General features: G+C 65.6%; 26 protein-coding genes. 9 read left to right on the top strand and 17 right to left on the bottom strand.

Going from position 1 to position 26,312, the window contains the following annotated elements; translation table 11 throughout:
• Window positions 1-66 precede the first annotated feature (66 nt).
• From FNL14_RS10290 to FNL14_RS10280, 3 genes are all read left to right on the top strand, one after another.
• Window positions 67-534 carry an Lrp/AsnC family transcriptional regulator gene (locus FNL14_RS10290; protein ID WP_091419606.1) on the top strand — a complete coding sequence of 156 codons (468 nt, stop codon included), beginning with the start codon at window positions 67-69 and terminating at the stop codon, window positions 532-534.
• 79 nt (window positions 535-613) lie between these two features.
• Window positions 614-2,101, top strand: a complete 1,488-nt coding sequence (locus tag FNL14_RS10285) for a WXG100 family type VII secretion target (RefSeq protein ID WP_142059770.1) — start codon at window positions 614-616, stop codon at window positions 2,099-2,101.
• Window positions 2,098-2,751 carry a hypothetical protein gene (locus FNL14_RS10280; protein WP_142059768.1) on the top strand — a complete coding sequence of 218 codons (654 nt, stop codon included), beginning with the start codon at window positions 2,098-2,100 and terminating at the stop codon, window positions 2,749-2,751. Before FNL14_RS10285 ends, FNL14_RS10280 begins: the two co-directional genes overlap by 4 nt.
• An 8-nt stretch (window positions 2,752-2,759) precedes the next feature.
• Here the strand turns inward: FNL14_RS10280 and FNL14_RS10275 are convergent, their stop codons facing one another.
• The gene (locus FNL14_RS10275) at window positions 2,760-3,215 is read right to left on the bottom strand and encodes an Lrp/AsnC family transcriptional regulator (RefSeq protein ID WP_142059766.1); all 456 of its coding nucleotides are present in this window, start codon (window positions 3,213-3,215) and stop codon (window positions 2,760-2,762) included.
• A 105-nt stretch (window positions 3,216-3,320) separates the two neighbouring features.
• Between FNL14_RS10275 and FNL14_RS10270 the strand changes: the two genes are divergently transcribed.
• Window positions 3,321-3,968 carry a LysE family translocator gene (locus FNL14_RS10270; protein WP_142059764.1) on the top strand — a complete coding sequence of 216 codons (648 nt, stop codon included), beginning with the start codon at window positions 3,321-3,323 and terminating at the stop codon, window positions 3,966-3,968.
• A 6-nt stretch (window positions 3,969-3,974) separates the two neighbouring features.
• On the opposite strand, the gene FNL14_RS10265 is transcribed toward FNL14_RS10270, so the two are convergent.
• A complete protein-coding gene (locus FNL14_RS10265) occupies window positions 3,975-4,952 on the bottom strand; it encodes a hypothetical protein (protein ID WP_142059762.1) in 978 nt (325 codons plus the stop codon).
• 152 nt (window positions 4,953-5,104) lie between these two features.
• On the opposite strand from FNL14_RS10265, the gene FNL14_RS10260 reads away from it, so the two are divergent.
• Window positions 5,105-5,311, top strand: a complete 207-nt coding sequence (locus FNL14_RS10260) for a hypothetical protein (protein WP_091419595.1) — start codon at window positions 5,105-5,107, stop codon at window positions 5,309-5,311.
• A gap of 1 nt (window position 5,312) precedes the next feature.
• Here the strand turns inward: FNL14_RS10260 and FNL14_RS10255 are convergent, their stop codons facing one another.
• The 5 genes from FNL14_RS10255 to FNL14_RS10235 all read right to left on the bottom strand — a co-directional run bounded on the left by FNL14_RS10255 (window position 5,313) and on the right by FNL14_RS10235 (window position 9,851).
• Window positions 5,313-5,687: a nuclear transport factor 2 family protein gene (locus FNL14_RS10255; protein WP_142059760.1), complete on the bottom strand. Its 375-nt coding sequence runs from the start codon at window positions 5,685-5,687 to the stop codon at window positions 5,313-5,315.
• Window positions 5,688-5,728: 41 nt separating this feature from the next.
• Entirely contained in the window at window positions 5,729-6,232 is a 504-nt protein-coding gene (locus tag FNL14_RS10250; protein WP_142059758.1) for a DUF456 domain-containing protein, read from the bottom strand.
• A gap of 88 nt (window positions 6,233-6,320) precedes the next feature.
• Window positions 6,321-7,520, bottom strand: coding sequence for an NADP-dependent malic enzyme (locus FNL14_RS10245; protein WP_142059756.1), 1,200 nt, complete (start codon window positions 7,518-7,520; stop codon window positions 6,321-6,323).
• 281 nt (window positions 7,521-7,801) lie between these two features.
• Window positions 7,802-8,410: a TetR/AcrR family transcriptional regulator gene (locus FNL14_RS10240; protein ID WP_091419589.1), complete on the bottom strand. Its 609-nt coding sequence runs from the start codon at window positions 8,408-8,410 to the stop codon at window positions 7,802-7,804.
• A gap of 136 nt (window positions 8,411-8,546) precedes the next feature.
• The gene (locus tag FNL14_RS10235; protein WP_142059754.1) at window positions 8,547-9,851 is read right to left on the bottom strand and encodes an MFS transporter; all 1,305 of its coding nucleotides are present in this window, start codon (window positions 9,849-9,851) and stop codon (window positions 8,547-8,549) included.
• A gap of 156 nt (window positions 9,852-10,007) precedes the next feature.
• On the opposite strand from FNL14_RS10235, the gene rraA reads away from it, so the two are divergent.
• From rraA to FNL14_RS10220, 3 genes are all read left to right on the top strand, one after another.
• On the top strand, window positions 10,008-10,502 hold the full coding sequence (gene rraA / locus FNL14_RS10230) for a ribonuclease E activity regulator RraA (protein ID WP_142059751.1): 495 nt from the start codon (window positions 10,008-10,010) through the stop codon (window positions 10,500-10,502).
• Window positions 10,503-10,600: 98 nt separating this feature from the next.
• Window positions 10,601-12,253: an MDR family MFS transporter gene (locus tag FNL14_RS10225; protein WP_142059749.1), complete on the top strand. Its 1,653-nt coding sequence runs from the start codon at window positions 10,601-10,603 to the stop codon at window positions 12,251-12,253.
• A 304-nt stretch (window positions 12,254-12,557) separates the two neighbouring features.
• Window positions 12,558-13,997 carry a sugar porter family MFS transporter gene (locus FNL14_RS10220; protein WP_142059747.1) on the top strand — a complete coding sequence of 480 codons (1,440 nt, stop codon included), beginning with the start codon at window positions 12,558-12,560 and terminating at the stop codon, window positions 13,995-13,997.
• A gap of 88 nt (window positions 13,998-14,085) precedes the next feature.
• Here FNL14_RS10220 and FNL14_RS10215 read toward each other — a convergent pair whose 3' ends face one another.
• The 10 genes from FNL14_RS10215 to FNL14_RS10170 all read right to left on the bottom strand — a co-directional run bounded on the left by FNL14_RS10215 (window position 14,086) and on the right by FNL14_RS10170 (window position 24,460).
• Window positions 14,086-15,309 carry an MFS transporter gene (locus FNL14_RS10215; protein WP_142059745.1) on the bottom strand — a complete coding sequence of 408 codons (1,224 nt, stop codon included), beginning with the start codon at window positions 15,307-15,309 and terminating at the stop codon, window positions 14,086-14,088.
• A 28-nt stretch (window positions 15,310-15,337) separates the two neighbouring features.
• Window positions 15,338-15,787 carry a MarR family winged helix-turn-helix transcriptional regulator gene (locus FNL14_RS10210; protein ID WP_370455847.1) on the bottom strand — a complete coding sequence of 150 codons (450 nt, stop codon included), beginning with the start codon at window positions 15,785-15,787 and terminating at the stop codon, window positions 15,338-15,340.
• 38 nt (window positions 15,788-15,825) lie between these two features.
• Window positions 15,826-16,326: a GNAT family N-acetyltransferase gene (locus tag FNL14_RS10205; RefSeq protein ID WP_142059855.1), complete on the bottom strand. Its 501-nt coding sequence runs from the start codon at window positions 16,324-16,326 to the stop codon at window positions 15,826-15,828.
• Between the two features lie 124 nt (window positions 16,327-16,450).
• Window positions 16,451-17,212: an ABC transporter ATP-binding protein gene (locus tag FNL14_RS10200; RefSeq protein WP_142059743.1), complete on the bottom strand. Its 762-nt coding sequence runs from the start codon at window positions 17,210-17,212 to the stop codon at window positions 16,451-16,453.
• Window positions 17,209-18,258 carry an iron chelate uptake ABC transporter family permease subunit gene (locus FNL14_RS10195; protein ID WP_255470778.1) on the bottom strand — a complete coding sequence of 350 codons (1,050 nt, stop codon included), beginning with the start codon at window positions 18,256-18,258 and terminating at the stop codon, window positions 17,209-17,211. Before FNL14_RS10195 ends, FNL14_RS10200 begins: the two co-directional genes overlap by 4 nt.
• Window positions 18,251-19,258 carry an ABC transporter permease gene (locus FNL14_RS10190; RefSeq protein ID WP_142059741.1) on the bottom strand — a complete coding sequence of 336 codons (1,008 nt, stop codon included), beginning with the start codon at window positions 19,256-19,258 and terminating at the stop codon, window positions 18,251-18,253. Before FNL14_RS10190 ends, FNL14_RS10195 begins: the two co-directional genes overlap by 8 nt.
• Before the next feature lie 21 nt (window positions 19,259-19,279).
• Window positions 19,280-20,227 (bottom strand): siderophore ABC transporter substrate-binding protein, encoded by a 948-nt coding sequence (locus FNL14_RS10185; RefSeq protein WP_142059739.1) that lies wholly within the window; start codon window positions 20,225-20,227, stop codon window positions 19,280-19,282.
• Between the two features lie 176 nt (window positions 20,228-20,403).
• A complete protein-coding gene (locus FNL14_RS10180) occupies window positions 20,404-21,567 on the bottom strand; it encodes a mannitol-1-phosphate 5-dehydrogenase (RefSeq protein WP_142059736.1) in 1,164 nt (387 codons plus the stop codon).
• Entirely contained in the window at window positions 21,567-23,648 is a 2,082-nt protein-coding gene (locus tag FNL14_RS10175; protein ID WP_142059734.1) for a PTS mannitol transporter subunit IICBA, read from the bottom strand. Before FNL14_RS10175 ends, FNL14_RS10180 begins: the two co-directional genes overlap by 1 nt.
• A gap of 83 nt (window positions 23,649-23,731) precedes the next feature.
• Window positions 23,732-24,460, bottom strand: coding sequence for a TetR/AcrR family transcriptional regulator (locus tag FNL14_RS10170; RefSeq protein ID WP_091419568.1), 729 nt, complete (start codon window positions 24,458-24,460; stop codon window positions 23,732-23,734).
• Window positions 24,461-24,622: 162 nt separating this feature from the next.
• Here FNL14_RS10170 and ptsP point away from each other — a divergent pair, with 162 nt between their 5' ends.
• Window positions 24,623-26,308 carry a phosphoenolpyruvate--protein phosphotransferase gene (gene ptsP, locus FNL14_RS10165; RefSeq protein ID WP_091419566.1) on the top strand — a complete coding sequence of 562 codons (1,686 nt, stop codon included), beginning with the start codon at window positions 24,623-24,625 and terminating at the stop codon, window positions 26,306-26,308.
• Window positions 26,309-26,312 lie beyond the last annotated feature (4 nt).

Here is a 26,312-nt window from a genome sequence, read left to right as displayed (position 1 = left end):
TTGGGGCAACCACCAGAACTTCGATTGATCAGTCTGACTAACCTCCGAGGTTCCCACCGACAGGAAATGATCAGATTGCAGGAACTGGATGCTACGGACAAGCGGATCCTCAACGCCCTGGACGAAGACCCCCGCGTTCCCATCATGGTGCTGGCACAGCGACTGGGCCTGGCGAGGGGCACTGTCCAGAGCAGGCTGGAGCGGATGACCGCCTCGGGAGCCCTGCGGCCCAACAGCAGCAGGGTGCTTCCGGCAGCCCTGGGAAGGGGCGTGGCAGCCGCGGTCAGCGCGGAGCTGGACCAAAGCCACCTCAACGAGGCCATCGCTGCCCTACGGAAGATTCCCGAAGTCCTCGAATGCCATGCGCCGGCAGGCGACACCGACCTGCTGATCCGCGTGGTGGCCACCAGCCCGGATGACCTTTACCGGGTTTCCGAGGAAATCAGGCTGTGCCCCGGCATCGTCCGGACTTCCACCAGCATGTTCCTCCGCGAAGTCATCCCCTACCGGACTACCGGCCTGCTGGCGGACTAGACACGGGCGGGGAGCTCTCCCCATCGCCACTTGAGCGGGCGGCGGTTAGGCTGGCACGGGAGTCCAAACGGGGGGAAATATGGCGGGGAATTTTTACGGCGCTGATGTGGCGCAGCTCCGGCAGCTGGCCAAGGACCTTGCCGGCGGCGCCAACAGGCTGGACGCCCTAAGCCAGCAACTCGGCAGCAGCATAACCTCCACGGCGTGGAGAGGGCAGGACGGCGACCGCTTCCGCAGCGAATGGACCTCGGCCCACCAGAAGCTGCTCCGGTCCGCAACGGCAGGGCTGGAATCGGCATCGAAAGCGCTGCTCGCCAACGCCGACGAGCAGGAAAAGGCCAGCACCAGCGGCGGCTCCGGCAGTTCCGGCGGCACAGGCGGCGGCACTGGCGGCGGCACCGGTACAGCCCAGGACCTGACGGACACCTTGAACGCCATGACGCCGGAGGAGCGCCGCGAGTACCTCCAGAGCGACGAATTCAAACAGTGGGCCCTGGCAAACCCGGACGCCGCCAAAGCTGCCTTGGACGCTGCGGCAGATTCGGGCCTGATCACCACGAACTCCAAGGCATACAGGGACTTCCTCAGTTCCTACTGGAACCAGCAGGCCATGCTGGACATGGGCATTGACCTGCAGGACTGGGACACGTCAAAGGGCACCGAATACAACTGGGAAACCATCAAGAAGGTCTACGACTTCTACGGCCAGGCCTACCTTGCCAACCCGGACCTGCAGTGGGCCGGCATGGCGAACATGATTGGGCCATCCTTCGCCGGCGGCTTCAGGGATATGGCCATGCTCCGGGACCTCGCCCAGCAGATCGCTGACAACCCTGCGTCGGACATCCCACTCCCCGTCCTGGACCAGATCGAACAGCTTGCAGGGATGACGGACCAGGAAATCCGCTTCTACGAAACCAGCATGCTGGACATGAACAAGGAGATTTTCCTGGACCAGGCCCGCCAGCACCAGGCGTACATGGACGGGGGCCTGGACGAGATCAACAGGTTGCGTGACTCCGGCGCCATAGATCCCGGTACCGCCGAAGAGTGGGCAAAGATCGATTCGGGCGACCCGGAGCTTGTCCGGGAAGGCAACACAGCCCTGCTTTACCGGGAGCAGAACGAGATCATCGCCGACGACTACGACGCCATGCGCAACCACCCCGGCGGTGAGGCGGTGACCTACATGGTGACACTGGCCGGCGAGCCCTCGATTCCCGGCGCGAAGAGCTATGCGGAGGTATTCCCCTTCACCTTCAGCGTGGAAAGTCCGGGGCCGGAAAACGTGCCCTTCACCAACTGGGACAACCCCGCGCAGTTCCGTACCGATTTCACCACGGGCTTCCCCGCCGGCAATATCTCCGATGCGGACCAGCGCTGGGCACTCATCCAGCAGGACACCCTGCCGGCTTACCAGGACCTGGTGGCCACCGATCCTGGCCGCGCACAGCAAATTATCGCCTCGGATTTTGATGGCAGGGTGGAACAGTACCGGCCCACCAACAGCATCCCCGGCATCATGGACCGCTTCCTGGACGGCTTCGACGCAAAGGTGCACCAGTGACCCCATTCCCGGACAGTGCTGCCGCCCGCCTCAGGCGGCAGGCCGCCGTCGTCCTCATTACCCTGGCCGCAGGCTGCGCTTTGGCTGGATGCCAGAACAGCAGCCCGGCCACCGAACCAACCACTCAAGGGAGCACCGTGAACACCTCCGAATACTCCACGCTGGACGCGGCCGGCGTGGCGGCGATCCGCGATTCCAAGGCGGCGAAGCTGGACATGACGTCGGGACGGCTCAGCAAGGAAGCCGTCCGCGTGACGCAGGACAGCTACGGGCCCGAAATCAACACCCGGGACTCGGGCAAAATCAGCTTGACCATCACCGCACCAACCGGCGAGATCAGCGGCGAGACGGACCGCATCCGCTTCAACACCACGGACAAGCGCAGCGATTTCAGCGAAGTCACATACTTCCTTACGGCGGACACGCCCGAAGAGTACTTCGAGCTCATTCGGGACGGCGTTGACCGGTACGGCATTTCTGCGGACTCGGCCGAGGACTGGATCAGCAGCACCCAGGCGAACCCGGGCTCCAAAAGCGACTTCTCCATCACCTCCGGCAGGTCAACAGGGCTCGATATCAACTACGACCTGCGGTACGACGGCGGTAAGGACACCCAGGTGATCATCGTCCACGTCAGGCCGGTCAGCTAGGAAACGCCCTACACCGGCGGGCCGGCGTTGGACTTCAGGTTCTTCATCACCAGGGTGGACGTCAGCCGTTCCACGCCGGGCAGCGACGTGAGCTCGGCGTCGTAGAAGCGCTGGTAGGCGGGCAGGTCTTCCGCAATGACCTTCAGCAGGTAATCCGGTGAGCCGAAGAGCCGCTGCGCCTCCACCACGTTCGGATTCTCCGCCACCCGGTTTTCGAAGACCTCCATGGTGGCCCGGTCCACCTGGCGCAGGGTGACAAACACGATTGCCTCGAAGCCCAGCCCCACGGCGGAGGGATCTATGTCCGCCCGGTATCCGCGGATCACGCCCGATTGCTCCAGGTCGCGCAGCCGCCGGTGGCAAGGGGCCACGGTCAAACCCACCTTCGCGGCGAGTGCCGTGGCGGTCATCCGACCGTCGTCCTTGAGGTGGCGCAAGATATTTCTGTCAATGTGGTCAATCACGCAAGAACCTTACCGCGCAGGCTTGCTCCGCAGCGAAAAAGGAGAGCACTTCTGCGCCGAAACTATCTAGGGTTTGTCCTGACGCACCGTGTGGCAGGAGAAAGAATGAACCCCGAGCTGTTTTTGGCCTTTGTGCTGGTGGCCGCCGCCCTGGCGTGCACCCCCGGCGTGGACTGGGCATACTCCATTGCGGCCGGGCTCAGGCAGCGGAGTTTTGTCCCGGCAGTCGCGGGGCTCTGCGGCGGCTATGTCCTGCACACGGTCCTGCTGGTGGCGGGGCTGGCCGCCCTGCTCACGGGGCTGCCCGGGGTTCTGGGCTGGATCACGCTGGCCGGCGCGGCCTACCTGGTGTGGCTCGGTATCAGCACGCTCCGCTCCTGGCGCGGGGCCAGCTTTACGGCCGGCGCCGGGCTAACAGGCAGCGACGGCACCAGCCCGCTCCGGACATTCCTGCAGGGTATGGGAACCAGCGGGATCAACCCCAAGGGCCTGCTCTTCTATGTGGCGCTGGTCCCCCAGTTCGTGAGCGCCGACGCGTCCCTTCCCGTGCCGGTGCAGTCGGGCCTGCTCGGGATGACGTTTGTGCTGCTTGCGGGGCTTGTGTACACCGCCGTCGCCCTGCTCTCCCGCACCCTGCTGCAAAGCCGCCCGGGAGCCGCCCGCCTGGTGACCCTCGCCAGCGGCGTGATCATGGTGCTGCTGGGCGCGGTGCTGCTCGGCGAACAGCTGCTGCCGGCCCTCGCCGCGGCGTAGCGGCTTTTACTCGTCGCTGAGTTTCTTCCAGTCCTGTTCCCAGATCCGGCGCATCTCCTCGTCCTTGCGGATGGGCACCGGCGCGGCGATCTCCTTCTGCGGCACGGGGTCTTCGCGGCGCCGCCCCCAGTCGCGGGGGTTGAGTGAGCGCCTGCTGGAGTCAAGTACCAGCAGCGCCCGGTCCGTGAGGGCGTCATTGCGCAGGGTCAGGTGTGTCTTGCGCCGGCGCAGAACCTCGGCAAGCGCCTGGTGCGCAGCCTCGAACCGGCCCTCCCGCCGCAGGGCCCGCGCCCGCACCAGCAACAGCGCGGCGGACAGATCGTCAGCGTTGAGCAGGCCTTCCGTCCAGTCGATCACGGTCCGGCTCCGCCCCAGGGTCAGCGCCAGCGAGCAGCGCGCCAAAGCCATGGGGAGCGACGGCGGCAGGCCGGCCAGGGCGTCCAGCGCCGCCTCCGTGCGGCCCGTCTCGCGGAACGAGTGCGCGAGCGCCAGGAACACTGACTCCTCACTGAACAGGACGGGGATCTCCACGCGTTCTGCCAGTTCGATCCGGGTGACGATCCTGGTGAGGTACGTGGACGAGTAGCGGTTCGCTTCCTCGTCGTTCCTGGTGGTGAGGCCGCGCTGCAGCAGTTCCGAGGCACGCAGGTAGCCGCCGTGCTTGTACACGAGCAGCCCGGACATGAGGTAGCAAAGTCCGGCCCAGCCGGGGTAGGTGCGGGCCAGTGTGATCAGGCGTTCGGGCTCGCGGCTGGTGAAGACTGCCTCGTGCACGGCCTTGGCCGGCTTGGGCAGCATCCGCTTGAGCCGCGGAATCTCCCCGTCCACGGTGAGCAATGCCGGGTGGCGTCCGCCGAGGACGCCGGTCAGCAGGCCGCCTACTCCCCCGGCAAGGTCGTGGACTGGTGTGCGCAACTGGGGCTCGCCGAACGGCGTGAGGTCGCGGCTGTCCCAGTAGATCGGTGCAGGGTCCCCGGCGGTCATCTTTCCATGCTAACCGCCACGTCCTTCAGGACGGACAGCTCCGCCAGCTCCTGTGGACACAGGCTCATTGGCTCCGGCCTCTTGTCCCGGCCGCGGTTTTCCGGAAAGGTAGTAAGCACCCTTAGCAGTTCCGCTTCACGAAGGAGAACGTCATGCAGATCGACAAGTCCCAGATCCTCGAGCTCCTCCGGAAACAGGGCGACAACGACAAAGCTTCACAGGCGGAGTCGGAACTGCCGGACCAGGTGGACACCGACCAGCACGCAGACCTGCTGTCCAGGCTGGGAATCAGCCCGGCTGAGCTGCTGGCAAAACTTCCTGGCGGTCTCGGGGACAAGCTTGGAGGCCTGGGCCTCTGACTCAGCCCCGCTCCATGAACCATTCCGTAAAGGCTGAGGCGCGGCCGCCCGGGTCCAACCGAATGACCCAGAGGTTGTCGTATGTGGGGCGGTCACCCGAATAGGTGGTGACACCCTGGACAAAGGCAATATCATCGTCGGTGCCCACCAGCTCCCAGCTGAACGTCCAGTCGTCCGGCTCATCCCGGGCGGCGAGCCAGGCGTCCACGATGCCGTCCTGCCCCTTCCAGGCATGAGGATCGTGGGGCCTTGTTTCGTACACGGCGTCTTCGGTGAAGAGGGCGCGGATGTCCTCTGGCCGGTTGGTGGTCCACGCCGCCTGGTACTTGTCCATCCAGGCCTGTACGTGTTCGCGTGCTGAAGTAGGCTCCGTCATGCTGCCGTTCTACGCCCTTGGGTGTCCGGGCCGCAAGCGCCTCAGCCGTTGGCGGCCGCGACCCACACGCCAATCACCCAGGTGCTGGCCGCCAGGCAGGCCAGGCCGAACTCGGCGAGCATGCCCAGACCGGTGGCTTTCAGGGCGGCCCAACTGGAGGTCGCCGCACGTCCGGGATTCCGGGTCCGGAGGAGTTCGCTGAGCAGGAGGCCGGCGGCGAAGCCCACGAACAGTCCCACCACGGGGATGATGAACATTCCCACCGCACCGGCCACCAGCGCGGCAACGATGCTCCGGCTGGGAATGGCGTGTTCCTTCAGCTTCCGGCCCGTGAGGACGGCGCTGGCAGCCATGCCTGCCACGACGAACACCATGGCAACGGCGAATACCACCCAGCCCGCCGTGCCGGCACCGCCCCAGATGGCCCATGCGAGCAGGCTGGCCCCGATCAGGATGCTGCCGGGGAGCACGGGGATCACAGTGCCGGCCACGCCGACCAGAATCGCCAGGCCGCACAGGATGGTCACTGTGGTTTCGGAGTTCATGGATCCCAGTCTATGGATGAATGCCGACGGCGGCGCCTCCCGCGCAGGGGAGGCACCGCCGTCGTATATTCCGCTAGGGGAATGCGCGCTACTCTGCCTCCACCGCGGCGGCAACCGCTGCGGTGACAGCGGGAGCGACCCTCGGATCGAGCGGGCTGGGCACGATGTAGTCCGCGGAGAGGTCCTCAGCGGCAAGGTCGGCGATGGCGTAAGCCGCGGCGAGCTTCATGGCCGGGGTGATGCGGCGGGCACCGGCGTCCAGGGCGCCACGGAAGATGCCCGGGAAGGCCAGCACGTTGTTGATCTGGTTGGGGAAATCGCTGCGGCCGGTGGCCACCACGGCGGCGTACTTTACGGCCACCTCGGGCAGGACCTCGGGGTCCGGGTTGGACAGCGCGAAGACGATAGCGTCCTGGTTCATCAGGGCGAGGTGCTCTTCGGCCAGCTTGGAGGAGGAGACGCCGATGAAGACGTCGGCTCCGGCGAGGGCCTCGGCGGGTCCGCCTTCCACGTTGCGGGGGTTGCTGCGGCCGGCGATGTCTGCCTTCTTGCTGGCCGGGTCAGCGGCGAGGTCCTTGCGGCCGGCGTTGATGATGCCGCGGGAGTCCAGCAGGACCACGTCGGTGATGCCGGCGGCCAGCAGGATTTCGGCGACAGCGATGCCCGCGGCTCCTGCGCCGGAGACCACCACGCGCAGGCTGTCCAGTTCGCGGCCGGTCACCTTGGCCGCGTTGGTCAGGGCGGCGAGGGCAACCACGGCGGTGCCGTGCTGGTCATCGTGCATCACCGGGCAGTCCAGCGCCTCGATGAGCTTTTCCTCCAGCTCGAAGCAGCGCGGCGCGGAGATGTCCTCGAGGTTGACGGCGCCGAAGCTGGGACGCAGGCGGACCAGGGTCTCCACGATTTCGTCCACATCCGTGGTGTTGAGCACCAGCGGAATGGAGTCCAGGTCGCCGAAGGTCTTGAACAGGGCGGACTTGCCCTCCATCACGGGCAGCGACGCGCTGGCACCGATGTTGCCCAGGCCCAGGACGGCGGTGCCGTCACTGACCACTACCACCAGGCGCTCGGCCCAGGTGAGGGTGCGGGCCAGTTCCGGCTTGGCGTGGATGGCACGGCTGACCTCGGCTACACCGGGAGTGTAGGCGATGGACAGGTCGCGCTTGTTGGACAGCGGGACGGTGCTGGCGATGGAGAGCTTGCCGCCCTGGTGTGCGTCGAAGATCTCGGCTTCGGTCAGCGCGGTGGCTGCGGAGTTGTCGGTGGCTGCAATTGCGTCAATGGACACGTCGTTGTCTCCTGGTGCTCGCCGTGGTCACACGGCACATGGGGCTCGGGCCCGAATGGACCTGAGGCATTGGAAGAGGTGCGGCGGATTACCCAGGGGTGGCGGGTCCGTGGGAGCGTCGGGGATGCTCCCTGCTGCTCCGTTCCCCATGGTAGACAGCGGAAAAGGTCACCCGGAGGCGATTTGACGGCGGCTGCACATGCTAAAACGTTTCCGCAACCACGTTTGTGATCCACACCACGGCAATAAGCCCGATTTAATGGGCAATTGGTCTAGACCTGTTACGCGCTTTGGTGGAGTGTGTAGCTGCCCTCGGCAGCCGGAGCGAGCCGTGCGCAGGCCTTTTTGAGGTCTTCTTCAGCTTCAAAGAGGGACAGCCGGCGGTTCCGGACGGACTGGACCAGACCAGTGACCGTCAACAGGAGCACCCGGGCCACAATGGCGTCGCCGCAGGCGCTGGCCACCACCTTTTCGCCCAATGCGTCGATCTCGCGCAGCAGGGCCGTGGTATCCCGGTCCGGAAGATATACGCCACGGCTCAGGCACTGCTCCACTGCCGGCTGCATCACCCGCATGTGGAAGATCTCCATCACCAGGCCGCCCAGGGCGCGCCCACGGAACCTGGCTGCAGTGGCACGCCCTGCGGCCTGCAGCTCTCCGAGCTGGTGCCGGTAGAGCGCGAGCATCAGGTGCGTGGGGGTGGGAAAGTAGCGGTAGACCGTACCGAGGGGAACGTCGGCCTTGGCCGCCACCTCAGCCAGATCCACGGAGTCCAGGCCCTTGCGGGCAAAACTGCCGGCCGCTTCAAGCATGCGTGAATAGCGCAGCCGCTGGCGCGGGGCAGAGGGCATGGCGGCCATGGGCGGATGGTCTGGAAGAGTCTCAGGCATCTGTATTCCGGGTTGTGTTTTGACGGGCAGCAGCCAGGAGCGTCCCCCATCCCGGACCGCCTGCGATCCGGTTCAACTATACGGCACAGCGATGTGGCGTATTTAGTCAGGCGGCTTACTTCCGCCTGCCACAGGCTTAGCGGACGCCCTTGATCTTGACGACAAACACCGCACCCAGGAGGCCCATGACAGCCGCAGTAGTGAACAGCGTGAAGTACCCCCCGAAGTACGTCACCGCGAGGAACGCGAGGCCGGTAGCGAACACCTGCGGCAGCGAGGCGGCCACGTTAATGACCCCCATATCCTTGCCACGGTCGGCGGCCTGCGGCAGCACCTGCGTCAGCAGCGCAAAGTCAACGGCCTGGTAGGCGCCGAACCCCACGCCCAGGATGGCGGCGCCAACCAGGGCGCCGGTCCATACTGGGAAAAACGCCAGAGTGAGGCCCGCGAGGGCAATGAGGACTGAGGATCCGATCACAAACGGCTTCCGCCGGCCCAACCGGTCGCTCCACGGCCCCGCGATCACCGCAGTAACCATCACCAACGCCGCATAAATGCCGGTCAGGATCAGGACTCCCAGCGCCGGGTTCTCAAGCTTGAGGACGTCCCCGAGGAAAAAGATAAGGTACACAATGGTCAACTGGTTGCAGACGTTCACCAGGAAGCGGGTGAGCCAGGCCCAGGCGAAGTCCGGGTGGCGGGCCGGGCTGATCCAGAAGCCGCGGAGGAAGCTGCGCCACGAGAAAGGCGGGCGGAGCGCCCTCGGCAGCGGCGGGTCATTCCGGTGGAACACGTACGGCAGCACCGAGAACAACAGGGCGGCAGCACACAGGGCGTAGCCCACCATGTAGTTTCCCGACACCACCGCCCCGAAGACTGAGCCCAGGAGGATGCCGGCTGTTTGGCCCAGCGCCGCAACTCCCCCCACTCCGCCGCGCTGCAGCACCGGCACCCGGTCCGGGATGGCGGCGGTGATGGCGGCATAGGCCGCGTTGGCGCCCAGCTGGACCAGGCACCAGAACAGGACCATCAGGGCAACAGCCGTGGCCCCGGACAACGCCAGCAATGCTGCCGTGGCCAGGACGGCACCAGCCAGTACCCAGGGGGCACGCCGGCCGAAACCCGAGACCGTCCGGTCAGACAGCGCCCCGAACAGCGGATTGGCCACCAGGGATACGGCGGCACCGCACCCAAGTACGAGGGAAGCGATGGCTTCCTTGTTTGTTTCGTCGATGCCAATGGCCTGCTCGGCGATAAAGACGTTGATGGGCCCGAAGAACGCGGCATTGATCCCGACGTTGACCAGCACCAGCCCCGTGACCCACCGCGCAGTGACCTTCGCCGTTGGCTCGGCGAGCGCCGCCGTCGAATGCTCCGCTCCGTCGCCGGGTTTTGATGAAGAGCCGGGATCCGCCGCTGCGGGTGTGTCTGGCAGGCTCATGGCTGGTTCCCCCTGGACGGTTAGCGATAAAAGTCAGACTATCGTGGGCTTCATCGCCCGGCTTGTTATTCGGCAACCTAACTTGCTGCAGCTTGCTGCCCGGCAACCGCAAAACGGCCCCGTGAACCGCGTAAGTACTAAAGACCTGGAGATCCCATGACGGCACCAGCCCAGAACCCCGCCAACAACATCAACACCGCAGACCTGTACGACGAACGCGGGGACGAGCTGGCCTCGGTTTCCCTGCAGTTCCAGTCACTGGGCGGCCGCTCGCACTTCAGCGGCACGGTGAGGACCATCCGCTGCTTCCAGGACAACGCCCTGGTGAAGTCCACGTTGGCCACCCCGGGCAACGGCAATGTGCTGGTCGTGGATGGCGGCGGCTCGCTGGGCACGGCCCTGATGGGGGACATGATCGCCGAAAGCGCCGTAGCGAACGGCTGGGCCGGCGTCGTGATTAATGGAGCGATACGTGACCGCGAGGCGATTGCCGCCCTGGATCTCGGCGTCAAGGCCCTGGGCAGCAACCCCCGCAAGAGCGCGAAAGCCGGGGCGGGCGAGGTCGATGTCGACGTGCAAATTGACGGCGTGACCATCCGTTCGGGTACCACCATCTGGTGCGATCCGGACGGAATCCTCGTGGAGCGCTAAAGCCGCACGAAAACAACTTCCGATTCCAGGGAATAGGTACGAGGGTAAGATAGTTACTGAAAGCAACTATCAAAGCGTATTACTTCCCTGGAGCATCCATGTCCCAACCCCCTGCTGTGCGCGCCGCCGGAGAAACCCTCACGCAGCGCCAAATCGTCACCGTGATGGTCGGGCTGATGCTGGGCATGTTCCTGGCCTCCCTGGACCAGACCATTGTGTCCACGTCCATATACACCATCGCCAACGACCTGGACGGGCTCTCGCTCCAGGCCTGGGCCACCACCGCGTACCTCATCACGTCCACCGTAAGCACCCCGCTGTACGGCAAACTCAGCGACATCTTCGGCCGCCGGCCGCTGTACCTGACAGCCATCATCATCTTCCTGGCCGGCTCCCTGTACGCGGGTTCGGTCCATTCCATGACCGAACTCGCCATTGCCCGTGGTATCCAGGGCCTGGGTGCCGGCGGCCTGCTGGCACTTGCGCTGACCATCATCGGCGACATTGTCTCCTTGAAGGACAGGGCCAAGTACCAGGGCTACTTTATGTCCGTGTTCGGCATCTCCTCGGTGCTTGGCCCGGTAGTAGGCGGCGCGTTCGCTGGTTCGGCCAACATCCTGGGCTTTGACGGCTGGCGCTGGGTGTTCTTTATCAACCTGCCCATCGGCCTGGCGGCACTGACAGTGGTATTCCTGTTCCTGCACCTGCCGGCCAAGCACGTGAAGCAGAAGATCGACTACTGGGGCGCGGCCGCCATCACCCTGGCAATCGTGCCGCTCCTGCTGGTTGCCGAGCAGGGCCGCACCTGGGGCTGGGCCTCCCTGAACTCGTTCCTGTGCTACGGCCTGGGCGTGGTGGGCATCGCCTGGTTCCTGCTCGCCGAGAAGCGCGCGGGCGACTACGCACTGATCCCGCTGCGGCTGTTCCGGAACGCCACCTTCGGGCTGTCATCGCTGCTGAACTTCATCATCGGTATCGGCATGTTCGGCGCCATCGCCATGCTGCCGATGTACCTGCAGCTGGTCAAGGGCCTCACGCCCACGGAGGCAGGCCTGATGATGATCACCTTCACCGTCGGCATCCTTACCGGCTCTATTACCGCCGGGCGCACCATCTCGTCCTCCGGCACCTATCGGATTTTCCCCATCATGGGCACCGCAATCCTTACGGCGGCCGCAGTAGCAATGGGACTGTCCCTGGGCGTGGACACAGGCCTCTGGGTTCCCGGCGTCATCGCGGTGTTCTTCGGTATGGGACTGGGCTTCTGCATGCAGCCGCTCACCCTGGCCATGCAGGTGTCCGTGCCGCGCCGCGACATGGGGGTGGGCACGTCCTCTGCGGCGTTCTTCCGCTCCATGGGCGGCGCCGTTGGCACCGCCGTGTTCATCTCCATGCTGTTCAGCCTGGCGGCCAGCCGGATCGCGGACAGCATGAAGTCGGCCATGGCCAGCACGGACTACCAGGCCGTCCTCCGGGACCCCGCCGTGGCAGCCGACCCCGCCAACGCCAAACTCTACGAGTTCTTCCAAAACGGAGCGTCCAACGACTCCCTCAACGACACCAGCTGGCTCCACACCGCCAACAGCACCCTGACCCGGCCCATCACCGAGGGCTTCGCCTACGCGATTGACGCCGTGATGCTCACGGCAGCCGTGCTGACTGGCATCGCCTTCCTCATCAGCTTCGCCCTGCCGAACAAGAAGCTCTCGGACCCGAAGGCTGCCCCGCAGGAGCCGGCCGCGGTGCACTAACTTTCCATCCAGACGCCCGCTCCCTTGTGGCCGCTTCCGCCGAGACCCTCTTGCCTTTGCGCAGGAGGGTTTCTGCGTTCCTGCCCCAGGTGCGCCCTGCATGTGGGGCGAGGACGACGGCGGCCCCGGCCCGCCGCCGTCGGCCTCCTTGGGTGGGGACGGGACGCGCAATTGCAACCCTGCTGACTGGAAGAGTTCGCGGTGGCGTGGAACACTGTACAGCGCGAGTGCGCCGGCCAGCTGGCCGGTTCCGCAGCCGACGACGTCCGCACCGCATCCACCCAACCCAGACCAAGGGAGAACCATGCCCACTGCCCAGGAGCAGACAACCGCCCAGATACCGCGGCGGGTGATCTGGCTGGCGCTTGCAGGCGCGGTGGGCGGATTCCTGTTCGGTTTCGACTCGTCCGTGGTGAACGGAGCGGTGGACGCCATGAAGGCAGAATTCGCGCTGTCCGAGGCCGTGACGGGCTTTGCCGTGGCCATTGCGCTGCTGGGCTGTGCCGCGGGCGCCTACCTGGCCGGGAAGGTGGCCGACCGGTACGGCCGCATCCCCGCCATGAAGCTGGGAGCACTGCTGTTCCTGGTCAGCGCCATCGGCACCGGCTTCGCCTTCAGCGTCTGGGACCTGATCTTCTGGCGCCTGGTGGGCGGGCTGGGGATCGGCCTGGCCTCGGTGATCGCGCCCGCCTACATCTCGGAGATCTCACCGCGCAAGGTCCGCGGCCGCCTGGCCTCGCTGCAGCAGCTCGCCATCACCACAGGCATTTTCGCGGCGCTGCTCTCCGACGCGCTGTTCGCCACCACCGCCGGCGGTGCCGACCAGTCCTTCTGGCTGGGGATTGAGGCCTGGCGCTGGATGTTCCTGGCCGCCGCCGTGCCTGCCGTGGTGTACGGCTGGGTTGCCTACACGCTTCCTGAATCCCCGCGGTTCCTGGTGTTCCTGGGCAAGGAGGACGAGGCACGCAAGGTGTTTGATTCGATTGCCCCGGCGGAGGACACCGACCGGCACATCCGCGAGATCCGTGAGGCCATCGAGGAGGACAAGCTCGCCGGCCAGAAGGGCTCACTGCGCGGCAAGGCGTTCGGCCTGCAGGCGGTGGTCTGGGTGGGGATCATCCTGTCCGTCCTGCAGCAGTTCGTGGGCATCAACGTGATCTTCTACTACTCCACCACCCTGTGGAAGGCGGTGGGTTTCCAGGAAAAGGACTCACTCGCCATCTCCGTGGCCACCTCCATCACGAACATCCTGGTCACCCTCGTGGCCATCGCCCTGGTGGACCGGATCGGCCGCCGGCCCATCCTGCTGGCAGGTTCAGTGGGCATGGCGGTTTCGCTGGCAGCCATGGCACTGGCATTCTCGTCCGCAGTGGGCTCCGGTGAGAACATCTCCCTGCCGGGCGCCTGGGGTCCGGTGGCACTGGTGGCCGCCAACGTCTTTGTGATCAGCTTCGGAGCGTCCTGGGGCCCGCTGGTGTGGGTGCTCCTGGGCGAGATCTTCCCATCCCGGATCCGCGCCCGCGCGCTGGGCCTCGCGGCGGCCGCGCAGTGGGTGGCGAACTTTGCCATCACGCTGAGCTTCCCGGTGATGGCTGCCGGTTCGCTGCCGCTCACGTATGCCATGTACGCACTGTTCGCGGCGGCGTCTTTCTTCTTTGTGATGTTCAAGGTTCCGGAAACGAACGGGATGTCACTGGAGCAGGCGGAGACGCTGTTCGTGGCCAAGGGCTCCAAGAAGGCCTAGCAACGCCCCATCACCTTCCGCAGTCAATCAGCAAACCCTCCATCACATGGCGTGACGGAGGGTTTGCTGTCTTTGGAGCGGGAAACAGCTAGACCACGTGCGGCTCGTGCGCTGCCAGGTACTTCCGGCCGGCCAGGGCGACGCCGATGGCCACCACCATCGCCACAGCCCCCGCAAAGAACGCGACCTGCGGGCCGAAGTGCTCGCCCAGCTGGGCGGCGGCGAAAGGGGCAAGGGCTCCGCCCATCCACCGCACGAAGTTGTAGCCGGACGAGGCCACCGGGCGCGGGGAATCCGAAACGCCCATTGCCAGTTCCGTGTAGATGGTGTTGTTGATGCCCAGCAGGGCGCCGGAGAGCACCACCAGTACGACGACGGCAGGTACCGAGTGCCCAGCGGCCAGTCCCAGCCCAACAAGGGTGAGCATCAGAACCAGGAGGGTTCCGGCCAGGACCTTGGTGGCCCCGAAGCGGTTCTGCAGCACAGGCGCCACGAACACGGAGAAGACCGCCACGGCCACGCCCCAGCCGAAGAACACGCCGCCGATGCCGTAGGCGTCCATGCCCAGGATGAACGGTGTGAACGCCAGGATGGTGAAGAAGCCGTAGTTGTAGAACAGACCGCTGACGGCAGTGGTGCGCAGTCCCTTGTGACCCAGTGCCAGCAGGGGATCACGCAGGCGGACCTTCCGTTCCGGCAGCGGCGTCTTCGGGAGCAGCACCATCAAGGCCACAAAGGCGGCAGCCATCAAAGCCGCGGTCCCGAAGAACGGCGCGCGCCACTGCCAGCCGCCCAGCAGGGCGCCCAGGAGCGGGCCCAACGAAATTCCAAGTCCCAGCGCGGCCTCATAAAGGATGATTGCCGTACCGGCACCGCCGCTGGCTACACCGACAATCACTGCCAGTGCAGTCGCAACGAACAGTGCGTTGCCCAGCCCCCAGCCGGCCCGGAAGCCCACCAGCTCTCCCACGCTGCCGGAAAGGCCGGAGAGTGAGGAAAACACCACGATGACGGCCAGCCCGATCAGCAGTGTCTTCTTGCCGCCGATGCGGGAGGAAACGAAGCCAGTGATGAGCATTGCCACGGCTGTCACCAGGAAGTAGCTGGTGAAGAGCAAGGACACCTGGCTGGGGCTGGCATCGAGGTTGGTGGCGATGGCGGGCAGGATGGGGTCCACCAGTCCGATACCCATAAACGCAAAAACGGCGGCCAGGGCTGTGGCCCATACCGCCTTTGGTTGCTTGAGGAATGAGGCCTTTTCGGCCTTCAAGGTTGCTTCTGCTGCCGGCAGCGTATCTGCTTGGCCGTTCATTAAGGTTGCTCCTAAAGGGATGCGTGCGTCACTGCAGCAGCGACGCGTTGATTTTTCCAATGACGGGAAGGGCGGCCGCCAGGGCCAGCCGGTCCTGCTCAGACAGGGAGCTGAGGATGCCGGCCATTACGGCATTGCGGCGGGCATTGGCGGAGTCCACGGCGGCGCGGCCTTCCGTGGTGAGTACCACCCGTACGGCTCGCGAGTCGTCCGGGTCGGGTTCGCGCCGGGCCAGTCCCGCCCGCTCCAGCTTGATGATCTGCTCCGTGGCGCTGGGCACGCGGACGCCAAGGTTCCGTGCGATCTCCCCCACCCGCACGCCGTCGTCCAGCAGCATCTTCAGGGTGCTGAGCTGGGCGGCGCTGAGTTCCCCTTCGGCATCGAGCCTGCGCACCAAGTACACGCTATGGCGGAGGGCCTCGCGGAAGTCGCCGGCAAGCGCGTGCAGCTCCTCGAGATCGCTTCTTTTGTTCATCATTAGGTAGCCTAACAGTTAGGCTACCTAATGATCAATGCTCAGAGTGTCAGCTTCATGCCTTGGTGGCTGGCTTCAAACCCGAGCCGCTCATAGAACCTATGCGCGGCAAGGCGTGTTTTGTGCGTGGTCAGCTGCATCAGCGCACAGCCGCGGCGCCGGGACTCGTCGATAGCCCACTGCACTATCATGTTGCCGATGCCATTGCCGCGGAGGCTGTCCGCAACCCGCACCCCCTCGATCTGCGAGCGCCAGGCCCCCTGCCGTGAGATGCCGGGCAGGAAGCTGAGCTGGAAGGTGGCAACAACAGCCGCGTCCCCTCCTCCGCGCGGGAGCAGCTCTCCCACGATGAGCAGGTGGGAAGGGTCGGCGTCGATCGCCTCGAAGGCGCGTTCGTAGGGCGCCATGTCCGCAGCACGCTCGCGCCCGGAACCCAGGGAATCGTCCGCGAGCAAGCCCACGATGGCCGGCAGGTCCGCCCGTAAGGCGCCGCGCAGGCGGAAGGTCCCGCCGTCGACGTCGGAGGTCAGGAGGAAGGGCATGGCAGCTTGGCTCTCGGTCACCAGCCCAGCCTCGCACGAAAGTGAGCGGGCGTCGGAAGTGCACGAAAGGTGATGGGGCGTCACCCAAAAGAGTGCGGGAGGTGATGGGGCGTCGGGGGGAGGGTCAGGCGAAGTAGACGCCGATCCGGTTGCCCTCGATGTCCTCGATGCGGATGTCGATGTCGTAGACGTCGCGGAGCATGGCCTGCTGCATGATCTGCCGGGGGCTGCCCTGGTGGACCAGCCGGCCGTCCTTCATGGCCAGGATGGTGTCCGAGTAGCAGGACGCGAAGTTGATGTCGTGGACCACCAGGACGATGGTCTTGCCGAACTCGTCCGCCAGCCGGCGCAGGAGCCGCATCATCTCCACCGAATGCTTCATGTCCAGGTTGTTCAACGGTTCGTCCAGGAGCAGGTACCGGGTGTCCTGGGCCAGCACCATGGCGATGAAGGCCCGCTGACGCTGGCCGCCCGAAAGTTCATCCACGAACTTGTCCGCCATGGGGGTCAGGTCCAGGTGGGCGATGGCTTCCTCCACCTTGGCGAGGTCCTCCACGGTGGGCCGCCCGCCGGAGTGCGGGAACCTGCCGAAGGCAACGAGGTCCCGGACGGTGAGCCGCATGGTCAGGTGGTTCTCCTGACGGAGGATCGCCATGGTCCTGGCCAGCTCCCGGCTGTCCGTGGCCGCGACGTCCAGTCCGGCAACGGTGACAACACCCGCTTCGAGCGGCTGCAGCCGGCTGATCAGCGAGAGCAGCGTGGATTTGCCCGCTCCGTTGGGGCCGATGATGGAGGTGATGCCGCCCTCGGGGATCACGCAGCTGACGTCGTCAAGGACCGCTTGGCCGCCATAGCTCTTGGAAACGTTCCGGACCGCGATGGTCATTTCAGCGACCCTTTCAGGAGGAGGTATAGGAAGAGAATGCCGCCGGTAAATTCGATGACCACGCTCAGCGCGGTGCCGAAGCCGAACACCTTCTCCAGGAGCAGCTGCCCGCCCACCAGGGCAACGGCGCCGATCAGCACCACGATGGGCAGCAGCCAGGCGTGGCTGAAGCCGCGGCACAACTGGTAACCCAGGCTCACCACCAGCAGTCCAAAGAAGGTCACCGGCCCCACCAGGGCGGTGGACACCGCCACCAGCAAGGAGCAGCCCAGCAGCACCCGCATCACCACCGCGCGGTGGTCCACACCCACGTTGATGGCCACGTCGCGGCCCAGGGCCAGGACATCCAGCGTGTGCCGCGCCCGCCAGGCAACGGCACAGACGGCGGCAATAATGATGGCGGAAACCCCCAGCAACGCCGGGTCCACGTTGTTGAAGCTCGCGAAGAACAGGTCCTGCAGGATGATGAACTCGCTGGGCTCCATCAGCCGCTGCAGCAACGAGGACAGGCCGCGGAACAGGCTGCCCAGGATGACGCCCACCAGCAGGAGCAGGTGCAGGGAACGGGTGGCACCGGTGAACATCCACCGGTACAGCAGCGCGCTGAACGCCACCATCAGCAGCACCTCAGCCCCGAACTGGAGCATGGGCGGGGCGGCCACCACCGCGGTAGCGCCAAGGGTGAACGTCATCACCGTCTGCACCAGGATGTACAGCGAGTCGAAACCCATGATGGACGGAGTGAGGATCCGGTTCGCGGTGACCGTCTGGAACAGGAGCGTCGAAACCCCCACAGCCACGGCCACCAGCAGCATGGCTGCCACCTTGATGGCCCGGCGCGGCAGGATGTAGCCCACGTTGCCCTTGAGCTCGAAGAACAGGAAGAAGCAGACGACGCCGGCAGTCACCACGAGCAGGATGCCCGTCACCAGGCGCGGTGAGGCGTTCCGGACGGCAGCTTTGAGCCGACGCACTCCTACTTCGGCCGGAGCCGTGGAGGCAGGCCGTTCCTTCACCGGCGGCTGCAGCGTTGGGCTTTCAGGCATTGCGATTCCTCAGGATCAGGACGAGGAAGAGGACGGCGCCCAGCACGGACATCACCATGCCCACAGGCACCTCGTAGGGGTAGCGGATGGTCCGGCCGATGATGTCGCAGACCAGCACGAACGCGGCGCCGAACAGGGCGGTCCACGGGACGGCGCGGCGGAGATTGTCGCCAAAAATGAGGGACACGATGTTGGGAACCACCAGCCCCAGGAAGGGCACGGCCCCCACGGTGGTGACCACCACGGCCGAGATCAGGGAGACGATCACCAGGCCCAGCCGCATGGTCCGGCCGTAATTCAGGCCAAGGTTGGCGGTGAAGTCCTGGCCCATTCCGGCCACGGTGAACCGGTCTGCGGCCAGCATGCCCAGCAGCATAAGGACGGCGACGATCCAGAGCAGCTCATACCGGCCCCGCAGCACGCCGGAGAAGTCACCGATCATCCAGTTGCTCAGGGTCTGCAGCAGGTCGTAGCGGTAGGCGAAGAACGTGGTGACGGCCCCGATGACCCCGCCCAGCATGATGCCCACCAGCGGGATAAGGAGGGTGTTCCGGGCCGGGAGGCGGCGCAGGATGGCCAGGAACAGCGCAGTCCCCAGCAACGCGAAGCCGCTGGCCACTACCATTTTGGCGGGCACCGGAGCCTGCGGGGCGAAAACCGTGACCACCAGGATTCCCAGGGTGGCGGACTCCACGGTACCTACGGTGGACGGCTCCACGAAGCGGTTCCGGGCCATCAGCTGCATGATCAGGCCGGCAACGGCCACGGCCATCCCGGCGAGCAGCACTGCGAGCGTGCGCGGGACGCGGGAGATCCAGAAGACCTCCGCCGTGGCCGGATCCCCAGACAACAGGGCGGGAAGGGAAACATCGCTGACGCCAACGAACATGCTGGCGGCGGCGAGGGCAAGAACGGACACTGCGGCCGCAGCCAGGCCTGCACTGTGGCGGGCCTGGCTGCGGGTTGCCGGCGCGAGGGGGCGCACGGCGGTGGCGGTCATGGGAGTTTGGCGCCCGGCGCGTTACGCCACGGAAGCGGCGAGGGCGTCCACCATGGCCTTGACGTTGTTCAGGCCGTAGCCCACCACATACCAGCCGGCAGGGTCAAGGTTCACCACCTTGTTGTTCTTGGCGGCATTGGTGGACTGGACCAGTTCGTTGTCCAGGATGGGGTTGGCGGCGGAGGCTTCGGTGCCCACAGCGGTGTCGCGGTTGATGACGTACAGGATGTCCGGGTTGGCCTGCTTGATGTACTCGAAGGAGATGGCCTCACCGTGGCTGCCGTCCACCTTGACGTCGGCGGCCGTGGGCACGCCCAGGACGTCGTGGATGATGCCGAACCGGGAGCCCGCCCCGTAGGCGGTGACTTTGCCGCCGGAGGTCAGGACGATGAGGCCCTTGCCGGCGTTGGCCGCCTTGGACTTGGTGTCAGAAACGGTGGCATCAACTGCCGCGAGCTGCTCTTCCACTTCCGCTGACTTGTTGAAGATGGTTCCAAGCTTTTCGGTCTGGGCCTTGAAGCTTTCCATCGGCTGGGCCGCATCGATGGACAGGTCGATGGTGGGGGCGATCTTGCTCAGTTCCTCATAGGCACCGGCGGTGCGTCCGGAAATGATGATGAGGTCCGGGTCGCCGGCGCTGACGGCTTCGAAGTCCGGCTCCTTCAGTGAACCAATCTTGGCGTATTTGGCGTCCGAGTACTTTGCCAGCGCCTCGGGGTAGGCCGCTTCGGGCACTCCGGCAGGCTCAACACCGAGCGCATCGAGGGTGTCCAGGACGCCGAGATCGAACGTGAAGACCTTCTCCGGGTTGACGGGCACCTTGGCGGTACTGCCCTGCGCGTGCTCCACGGTGATCGTGGTGGCTTCCTCGGCCGGGGTGGCCGTCGCGTTTCCTCCGCATGCCGTTACGGTCAAAAGCGCCGCTCCCGCAGCCAGTGCCCCCAGGTAACTCGAAAGCTTCTTCTTCACGTTTTCTCTCCAGTCGACTAATACATCACAACGACGTTGCGTAATAGTCCAGAGCCTATAAGTAAGGGCAGGCTAACTTCAAAGCGGAAGGGGCCGCATTCGGGCCTAAGTGGGAGAGATCACACAGAACGACGCCGGCACCCAGGCGGGTGCCGGCGTCGTAATTGGGGACCGCGTCAGGCGGGAGTGCGGGTCATCTCCGCCTGGCGTTCCTCCACGAGCGTGGCCACGGCGTTGAACAGCGGGTGCTCCGGCTCCAGTCCCGTAATTTTGGCCGTGGCGTCGGCGGGGCTGCCGGTTGCCAGGATGTCAGCCAGCTCGGTTGCCTCGGTGTCGGCGGGGTCGTTGAAGCGCAGGGCCGCCGCGATGGCGCCAAGCAGCGCCTCCGGAACCACCCCCCGTTCGGCGAGTTCGGCAGCCGGGCCGATGAACCGCTCGTGCCGGCTCAGCTTCCGCAGTGGGGCGCGGCCCACCCGGTTCACCGTGTCCGGCAGGTACGGGTTGGAGAACCGGACCAGGATCTTCTGGACGTACGCTTCCTGTTCGTCGTTGCTGAAGCCGTGCTTGCTGACCAGGAGCTGCTTGGTCTCCTCCAGAACCGCCCGGACGTCCTCGGCAACATCCTGGTCCGCCATGGCATCGGAAATCTTCTCCAGGCCCGCTTCGAACCCGAGGTAGGCGGCCGAAGCGTGGCCCGTGTTCACCGTAAACAGCTTCCGCTCGATGTACGGCGAGAGCTCATCCACAAAGGTGGCTCCCGGAATCACCGGCGCGGAATCACCGAAGGCAGTGCGGTCAATGACCCATTCATAGAAGGTTTCCACAGTGACGTCGAGGCCCTGGCCGGCTTCCTGGTTGGGCACGATCCGGTCCACCGCGGTGTTCGCGAACACTGCCTTGCCGTCCAGTGCCCCGGCGGCGGCCCCCGGCTGGGAGGCCACCTCCTTGGCCAGGATGTCCGTGGCGTTGATCGCGTTCTCGCAGGCCATGACCTGCAGCGGCGCCACGCCTGGCTCCCTGGCCACGATGCCCCTGGCAATCACGGGAGCCACGAACTTGAGGATGTGCGGCCCCACCGCGGTGGTAACGATGTCCGCCGTCGCGATTTCCTCGACCAGCTCAGCTTCCTGGGTGGTGGAGTTCAACGCCCGGAAGTTGTCCACGGTCCGCACGGCCGGGTTTTCGCCCACCTCGTGCACGGCGTAGCTGTCCGCCGCCGAGAGCTGGTTGATCAGCTCCTCGGCGACGTCGGCGAACACCACCTCATAGCCGGCGTCGTGCAGGAGCAGGCCCACGAAGCCGCGCCCGATGTTTCCGGCCCCGAAATGTACTGCCTTCACTATGCGTTGACCTTTCCGAAGAGTTCCAGGATCTCGTCCTCGGACGTTGCCGCCTCCAGCCGGGCCACCTGTTCCTTGTTGGTGAAGACCTTCGCGATGGAGGACAGGATGTGCAGGTGCTCGTTGTTGATGCCGGCAACGCCCACCACGAACTTGACCTGCTTGCCGTTCCAGTCAATGCCATCGGGGTAGCGGATCACGGACACCGCGGACTTGCGGATGTGGTCCTTGGCAGCGTTGGTTCCGTGCGGGATGGCCAGGAAGCTGCCCATGTAGGTGGACACGGACTGTTCGCGCTCGTGCATGGCCCGGACGTAATCCTCATCCACCGCGCCGCGGGCCAGCAGGAGCCGGCCGGCTTCGTCAATGGCGGCGTCACGGGTGGTGGCTGAGCCGTTGAGCACCACGCTCTCCCGGGCCAGGATCTCGCCCGTGCCCGCCCCTGAGGCTTCGGTTTCGGAACCTCCGACGGCGGCGGTACCGGCTGCCGCTGCACCGGCCGCAGGACCCCTTGCCGCTCCCGAGGCAGACGCGCCGCCGGGCGTTCCCGCACCCGCGTCGGGGCCCTCGGTTGCCGTGCTGCCCTCGGTGTTGCTCTCCCGGACCAGGTCCACGATTTCGTCGTACCGGGGGCTGTTCATGAAGTTGTCCACGGAATAGTGCACGGCACTGGACGTTGCAGGCTTTGCACGTTCGGTGAGGTCCTGGTGGGTGACCACAACGTCGTACGTGTCGTTGAGGTTGGCGATGGAGGCGTTGGTGACCTTGACGTCCGGGAACCCGGCAGCCTTGATCTTGTTCCGCAGCACGGAGGCGCCCATGGCACTGGAGCCCATACCGGCGTCGCATGCGAACACGATGTTGCGCACCGGGCCGGCGAGGACGCCCACTCCGCCTGCCCCGGCAGCTGCGCCGGCACCGGTGAGGGTGGAAGCCACGGAGCTCTTCTTGCCCTTCATCTGCTCCATGCGGGAGGTGGCGTCGTTGAGGTCCACCTCATCGCTGTGTTTGGTGGTCTTCAGGATGACCGAGGCCACCAGGAAGGAGACCGCCGTGGCGAGCAGGACCGCCAGGATCACCCCAAGGTAGCTGTCCCTGGATGTCTGGGCCAGCACCGCGAAGATGGAGCCGGGGGCGGATGGAGCCACCAGGCCGGAGTTGGTGATGGCGAGCGTGGCGATGCCGGTCATGCCGCCGGCGATTGTTGCCAGGATGAGCAGCGGGCGCATCAGGACATACGGGAAGTAGATCTCGTGGATGCCGCCCAGGAAGTGGATGATGGCTGCACCGGGAGCGGAGGCCTTGGCTGCCCCTTTCCCGAAGAACATGTACGCGAGCAGAAGTCCAAGTCCCGGGCCGGGGTTGGCTTCGAGCAGGAACAGGATGGATTTGCCCTGGTCCAGGGACTGCTGGATGCCCAGCGGGGTGAGCACGCCGTGGTTGATGGCGTTGTTCAGGAAGAGGACCTTGGCCGGCTCGATGAAGATGCTGGTGAGCGGCAGCAGACCGTTGTTGACCAGGAACTGGACCACGTTGCCGGCGCCGGTGCTGAAGGCCGAAACCAGCGGGGCGATCCCGTAGAAGCCAAGCAGCGCCAAGATGGCACCCCAAATGCCCGCCGAGAAGTTGTTGACCAGCATCTCGAAGCCGGGGCGGATCTTGCCGTCCCAGAGCGAATCGATCTTCTTCATGGTCCAGCCGCCCAGGGGGCCCATGATCATGGCGCCGATGAACATCGGAATGCCGGCGCCGATAATGACACCCATGGTGCCGATGGCACCAACCACGCCACCGCGTACGTCGTACACCATCCGGCCGCCGGTGTAGGCGATCAGGAGCGGCAGCAGATAGGTGATCATTGGCCCCACGAGGCCGGTGTTCGGCTTGCCCGCGGCGTTGGTGCCGAAGCCGCCCAGTTCGGGGACGGGGATCCAGCCCTTTTCAATGAAGAGGGCGGTGATCAGGCCCCAGGCAATAAAGGCGCCGATGTTGGGCATGATCATTCCGGACAGGAAGGTCCCGAACTTTTGGACGTGCACGCGCGCGCTGGTGCGGGGTTTTGCAACTGTCTCTGTTGCCATGTGATTTCCTAACCGTCATTCCTGCGGCTGCGCAGGATGGTCCGATATTTACGACGACGTACTGCTGGACGTTCTGGCGTTTTTCAGCCTGCCGGGCTGGTGGAGATGCGGTGAAGCCATTCGAGGAAGAGTTTGAGTTCCGAGCTGGAGAGCTGGTCCGAGTGCGAGGCCTGAAGTGCGGCGTTCAGGGCGATCGCGGCCACCACCACCGAGGACTTTCCGGTGTCCTCCGGCGCCGCCCCGCTGGCGGGCTCGGCTGACACCGCAAAAATCATGGCGTCCCGGGTCATGGTGGACAGTTCGAGGTTCCGTTCGGAGGCGGGCTCCGCAATCAGCATCAGCGTCACGCCCACATTGGCGGCCAGGATGGACCTGGCTGCCTCCCGGGGCTGGACGTTCAGCTGGCCCGCCGCCGCTGCCTTGTTCAGCATCTCCTCCATCAGAGCCTCGGCGTCTGCGACGATGGCCGGGCGGCTTTCCGGGCGGATATTGCCGAACATCACCAGGTACAGCTCCGGCTGGTTAAGCCCGAACTGCACGTGGTTGTCCCACATTCTCCGGATATCCTCGAGCGGCTGTCCGGAGGGGGCAAAATCCCTTTCACCCGCTACATACTCTTCAAACCCTGCGGCGACGACGGCGTCGAACAGACCTTCCTTGTCACCGAAGTGGTGGTAAAGCGTGGGAGCCGATACCCCCGCCAGCTGCGTGATCTGGCGGGTGGAAACGGGGGCTCCCGCGGATTTTGCCAACAACTCCGCCGCTGCACGAAGCAGTCGCATTTTGGGGGGAAGCTGGCCATCCAAACTCATAACCGCTACCCTAGCACCTATAGCAATGCTATATGAACTGAATCACATACAATTTTTTCAGGCACGTTTCCCGCCTGGCGGACGTAGCAGTCCGCCGGCGGACCGGCATGGCGCCGGACATATTGGCGGGCCTGGCAAACCGGCAGAGAATGAGGACCTTCAGTGCAGAACTTCCCAGGAGTAGGCGTCAGTCCAGGCCGCGTTATCGGCACCGTCCGGCAGATGCCCAAACCCATCAGTGAACCTCCGGCCGGCGAGCAGCTGGCACCGGACACCACCGCAGAGGAAGCCACCGCAGCCCTGAAGGCAGCCGCCCAGGCCGTGCATGACGAACTGAAGTCCCGCGCAGCCCATGCCACCGGTGACGGCAAGGCTGTCCTTGAAGCCACGGCACTGATGGCCAAGGACACCATGCTGATCAAGGGTGCTTCCAAGCTCATTGCCCGCGGCACCTCCGGCGAGCGCGCCATCTGGGAGTCCGGCTCCTCCGTCTCGGAAATGCTGCACAACCTGGGCGGCTACATGGCCGAACGCGCCACGGACGTCCTGGACGTGCGCGCCCGCATCGTCGCCGAGCTCCGGGGGGTTCCCGCGCCGGGCATCCCCGCCTCCGCCACCCCCTTCATCCTGGTGGCCGACGACCTTGCCCCTGCAGACACCGCCACCCTGGATCCCAACCAGGTCCTGGCTCTCGTCACGGCAGGCGGCGGCCCCCAGTCGCACACCGCCATCATCGCCCGCTCCCTGGGCCTGCCCGCCGTGGTTGCCGCGGTAGGGGTGGACGAGGTCCCGGACGGCACGGAAGTGTATGTGGACGGGGCGGCCGGAACCGTCATCGCCGAGCCTGACGAATCCCTTCGCGCGGCCGCGGAAGCGTGGGCGGCCACAGCTTCCCTGCTGTCCGAGTTCACGGGGACAGGTACGACGGCGGACGGGCACCAGGTGCCGCTGCTCGCCAACGTGGGCGGCGGCAAGGATGCCGTGGCAGCAGCCAAGCTGGGCGCCCAGGGCGTGGGGTTGTTCCGCACCGAGTTCTGCTTCCTGGAACGTGATACCGAGCCTTCTGTCGAGGAGCAGGCCGCAGCCTACAAGAGCGTTTTTGATGCCTTCCCGGGCAAGAAGGTTGTCCTGCGCACCTTGGACGCCGGGGCCGACAAGCCCCTGCCCTTCCTCACCGATTCCACCGAGCCCAACCCCGCCCTCGGTGTCCGCGGCTACCGCACCGACTTCACTACTCCCGGCGTGCTGGACCGGCAGCTCGAAGCGATCGCGCTGGCCGAGCAACAGTCCGAAGCGGATGTGTGGGTGATGGCCCCCATGATCTCCACGGCGGAAGAGGCTGCCCGCTTTGCCTCCATGTGCGCAGACGCCGGCATCAAAACGCCTGGCGTGATGGTGGAGGTTCCCTCCGCAGCACTGACGGCCGAAGCCATCCTGCGGGAAGTGGGCTTCGCAAGCCTTGGCACCAACGACCTCACCCAGTACGCCATGGCCGCCGACCGGCAGCTGGGCCCGCTGGCCAACCTCAACACGCCCTGGCAGCCGGCAGTCCTGCGCCTGGTGGGGCTGACAGTGGAGGGCTCACGCGCAGAGGGCAACAACAAACCCGTTGGCGTCTGCGGTGAGGCGGCCGCCGATCCCGCCCTCGCCGTCGTACTGACCGGCCTGGGCGTGAGCACCCTGTCCATGACGGCACGTTCCCTGGCAGCCGTGGCTGCGGTGCTCAAAACGGTGACCCTGGAGGAGGCGCAGCAGCTGGCCAAGCTGGCGCTGTCAGCCCCGAGTGCCACCGAGGCGCGGGCGTGGGTCCGCGAGAAGCTGCCTGTACTGGAAGAGCTGGGGCTCTAGCCGC

Origin of the sequence: Pseudarthrobacter sp. B4EP4b (assembly GCF_006680095.1) — a bacterium.
Taxonomy (GTDB): Bacteria; Actinomycetota; Actinomycetes; order Actinomycetales; family Micrococcaceae; genus Arthrobacter.
Note: the sequence above shows the minus strand (reverse complement) of the source record. Positions and strands in the feature narration are given on the sequence as shown.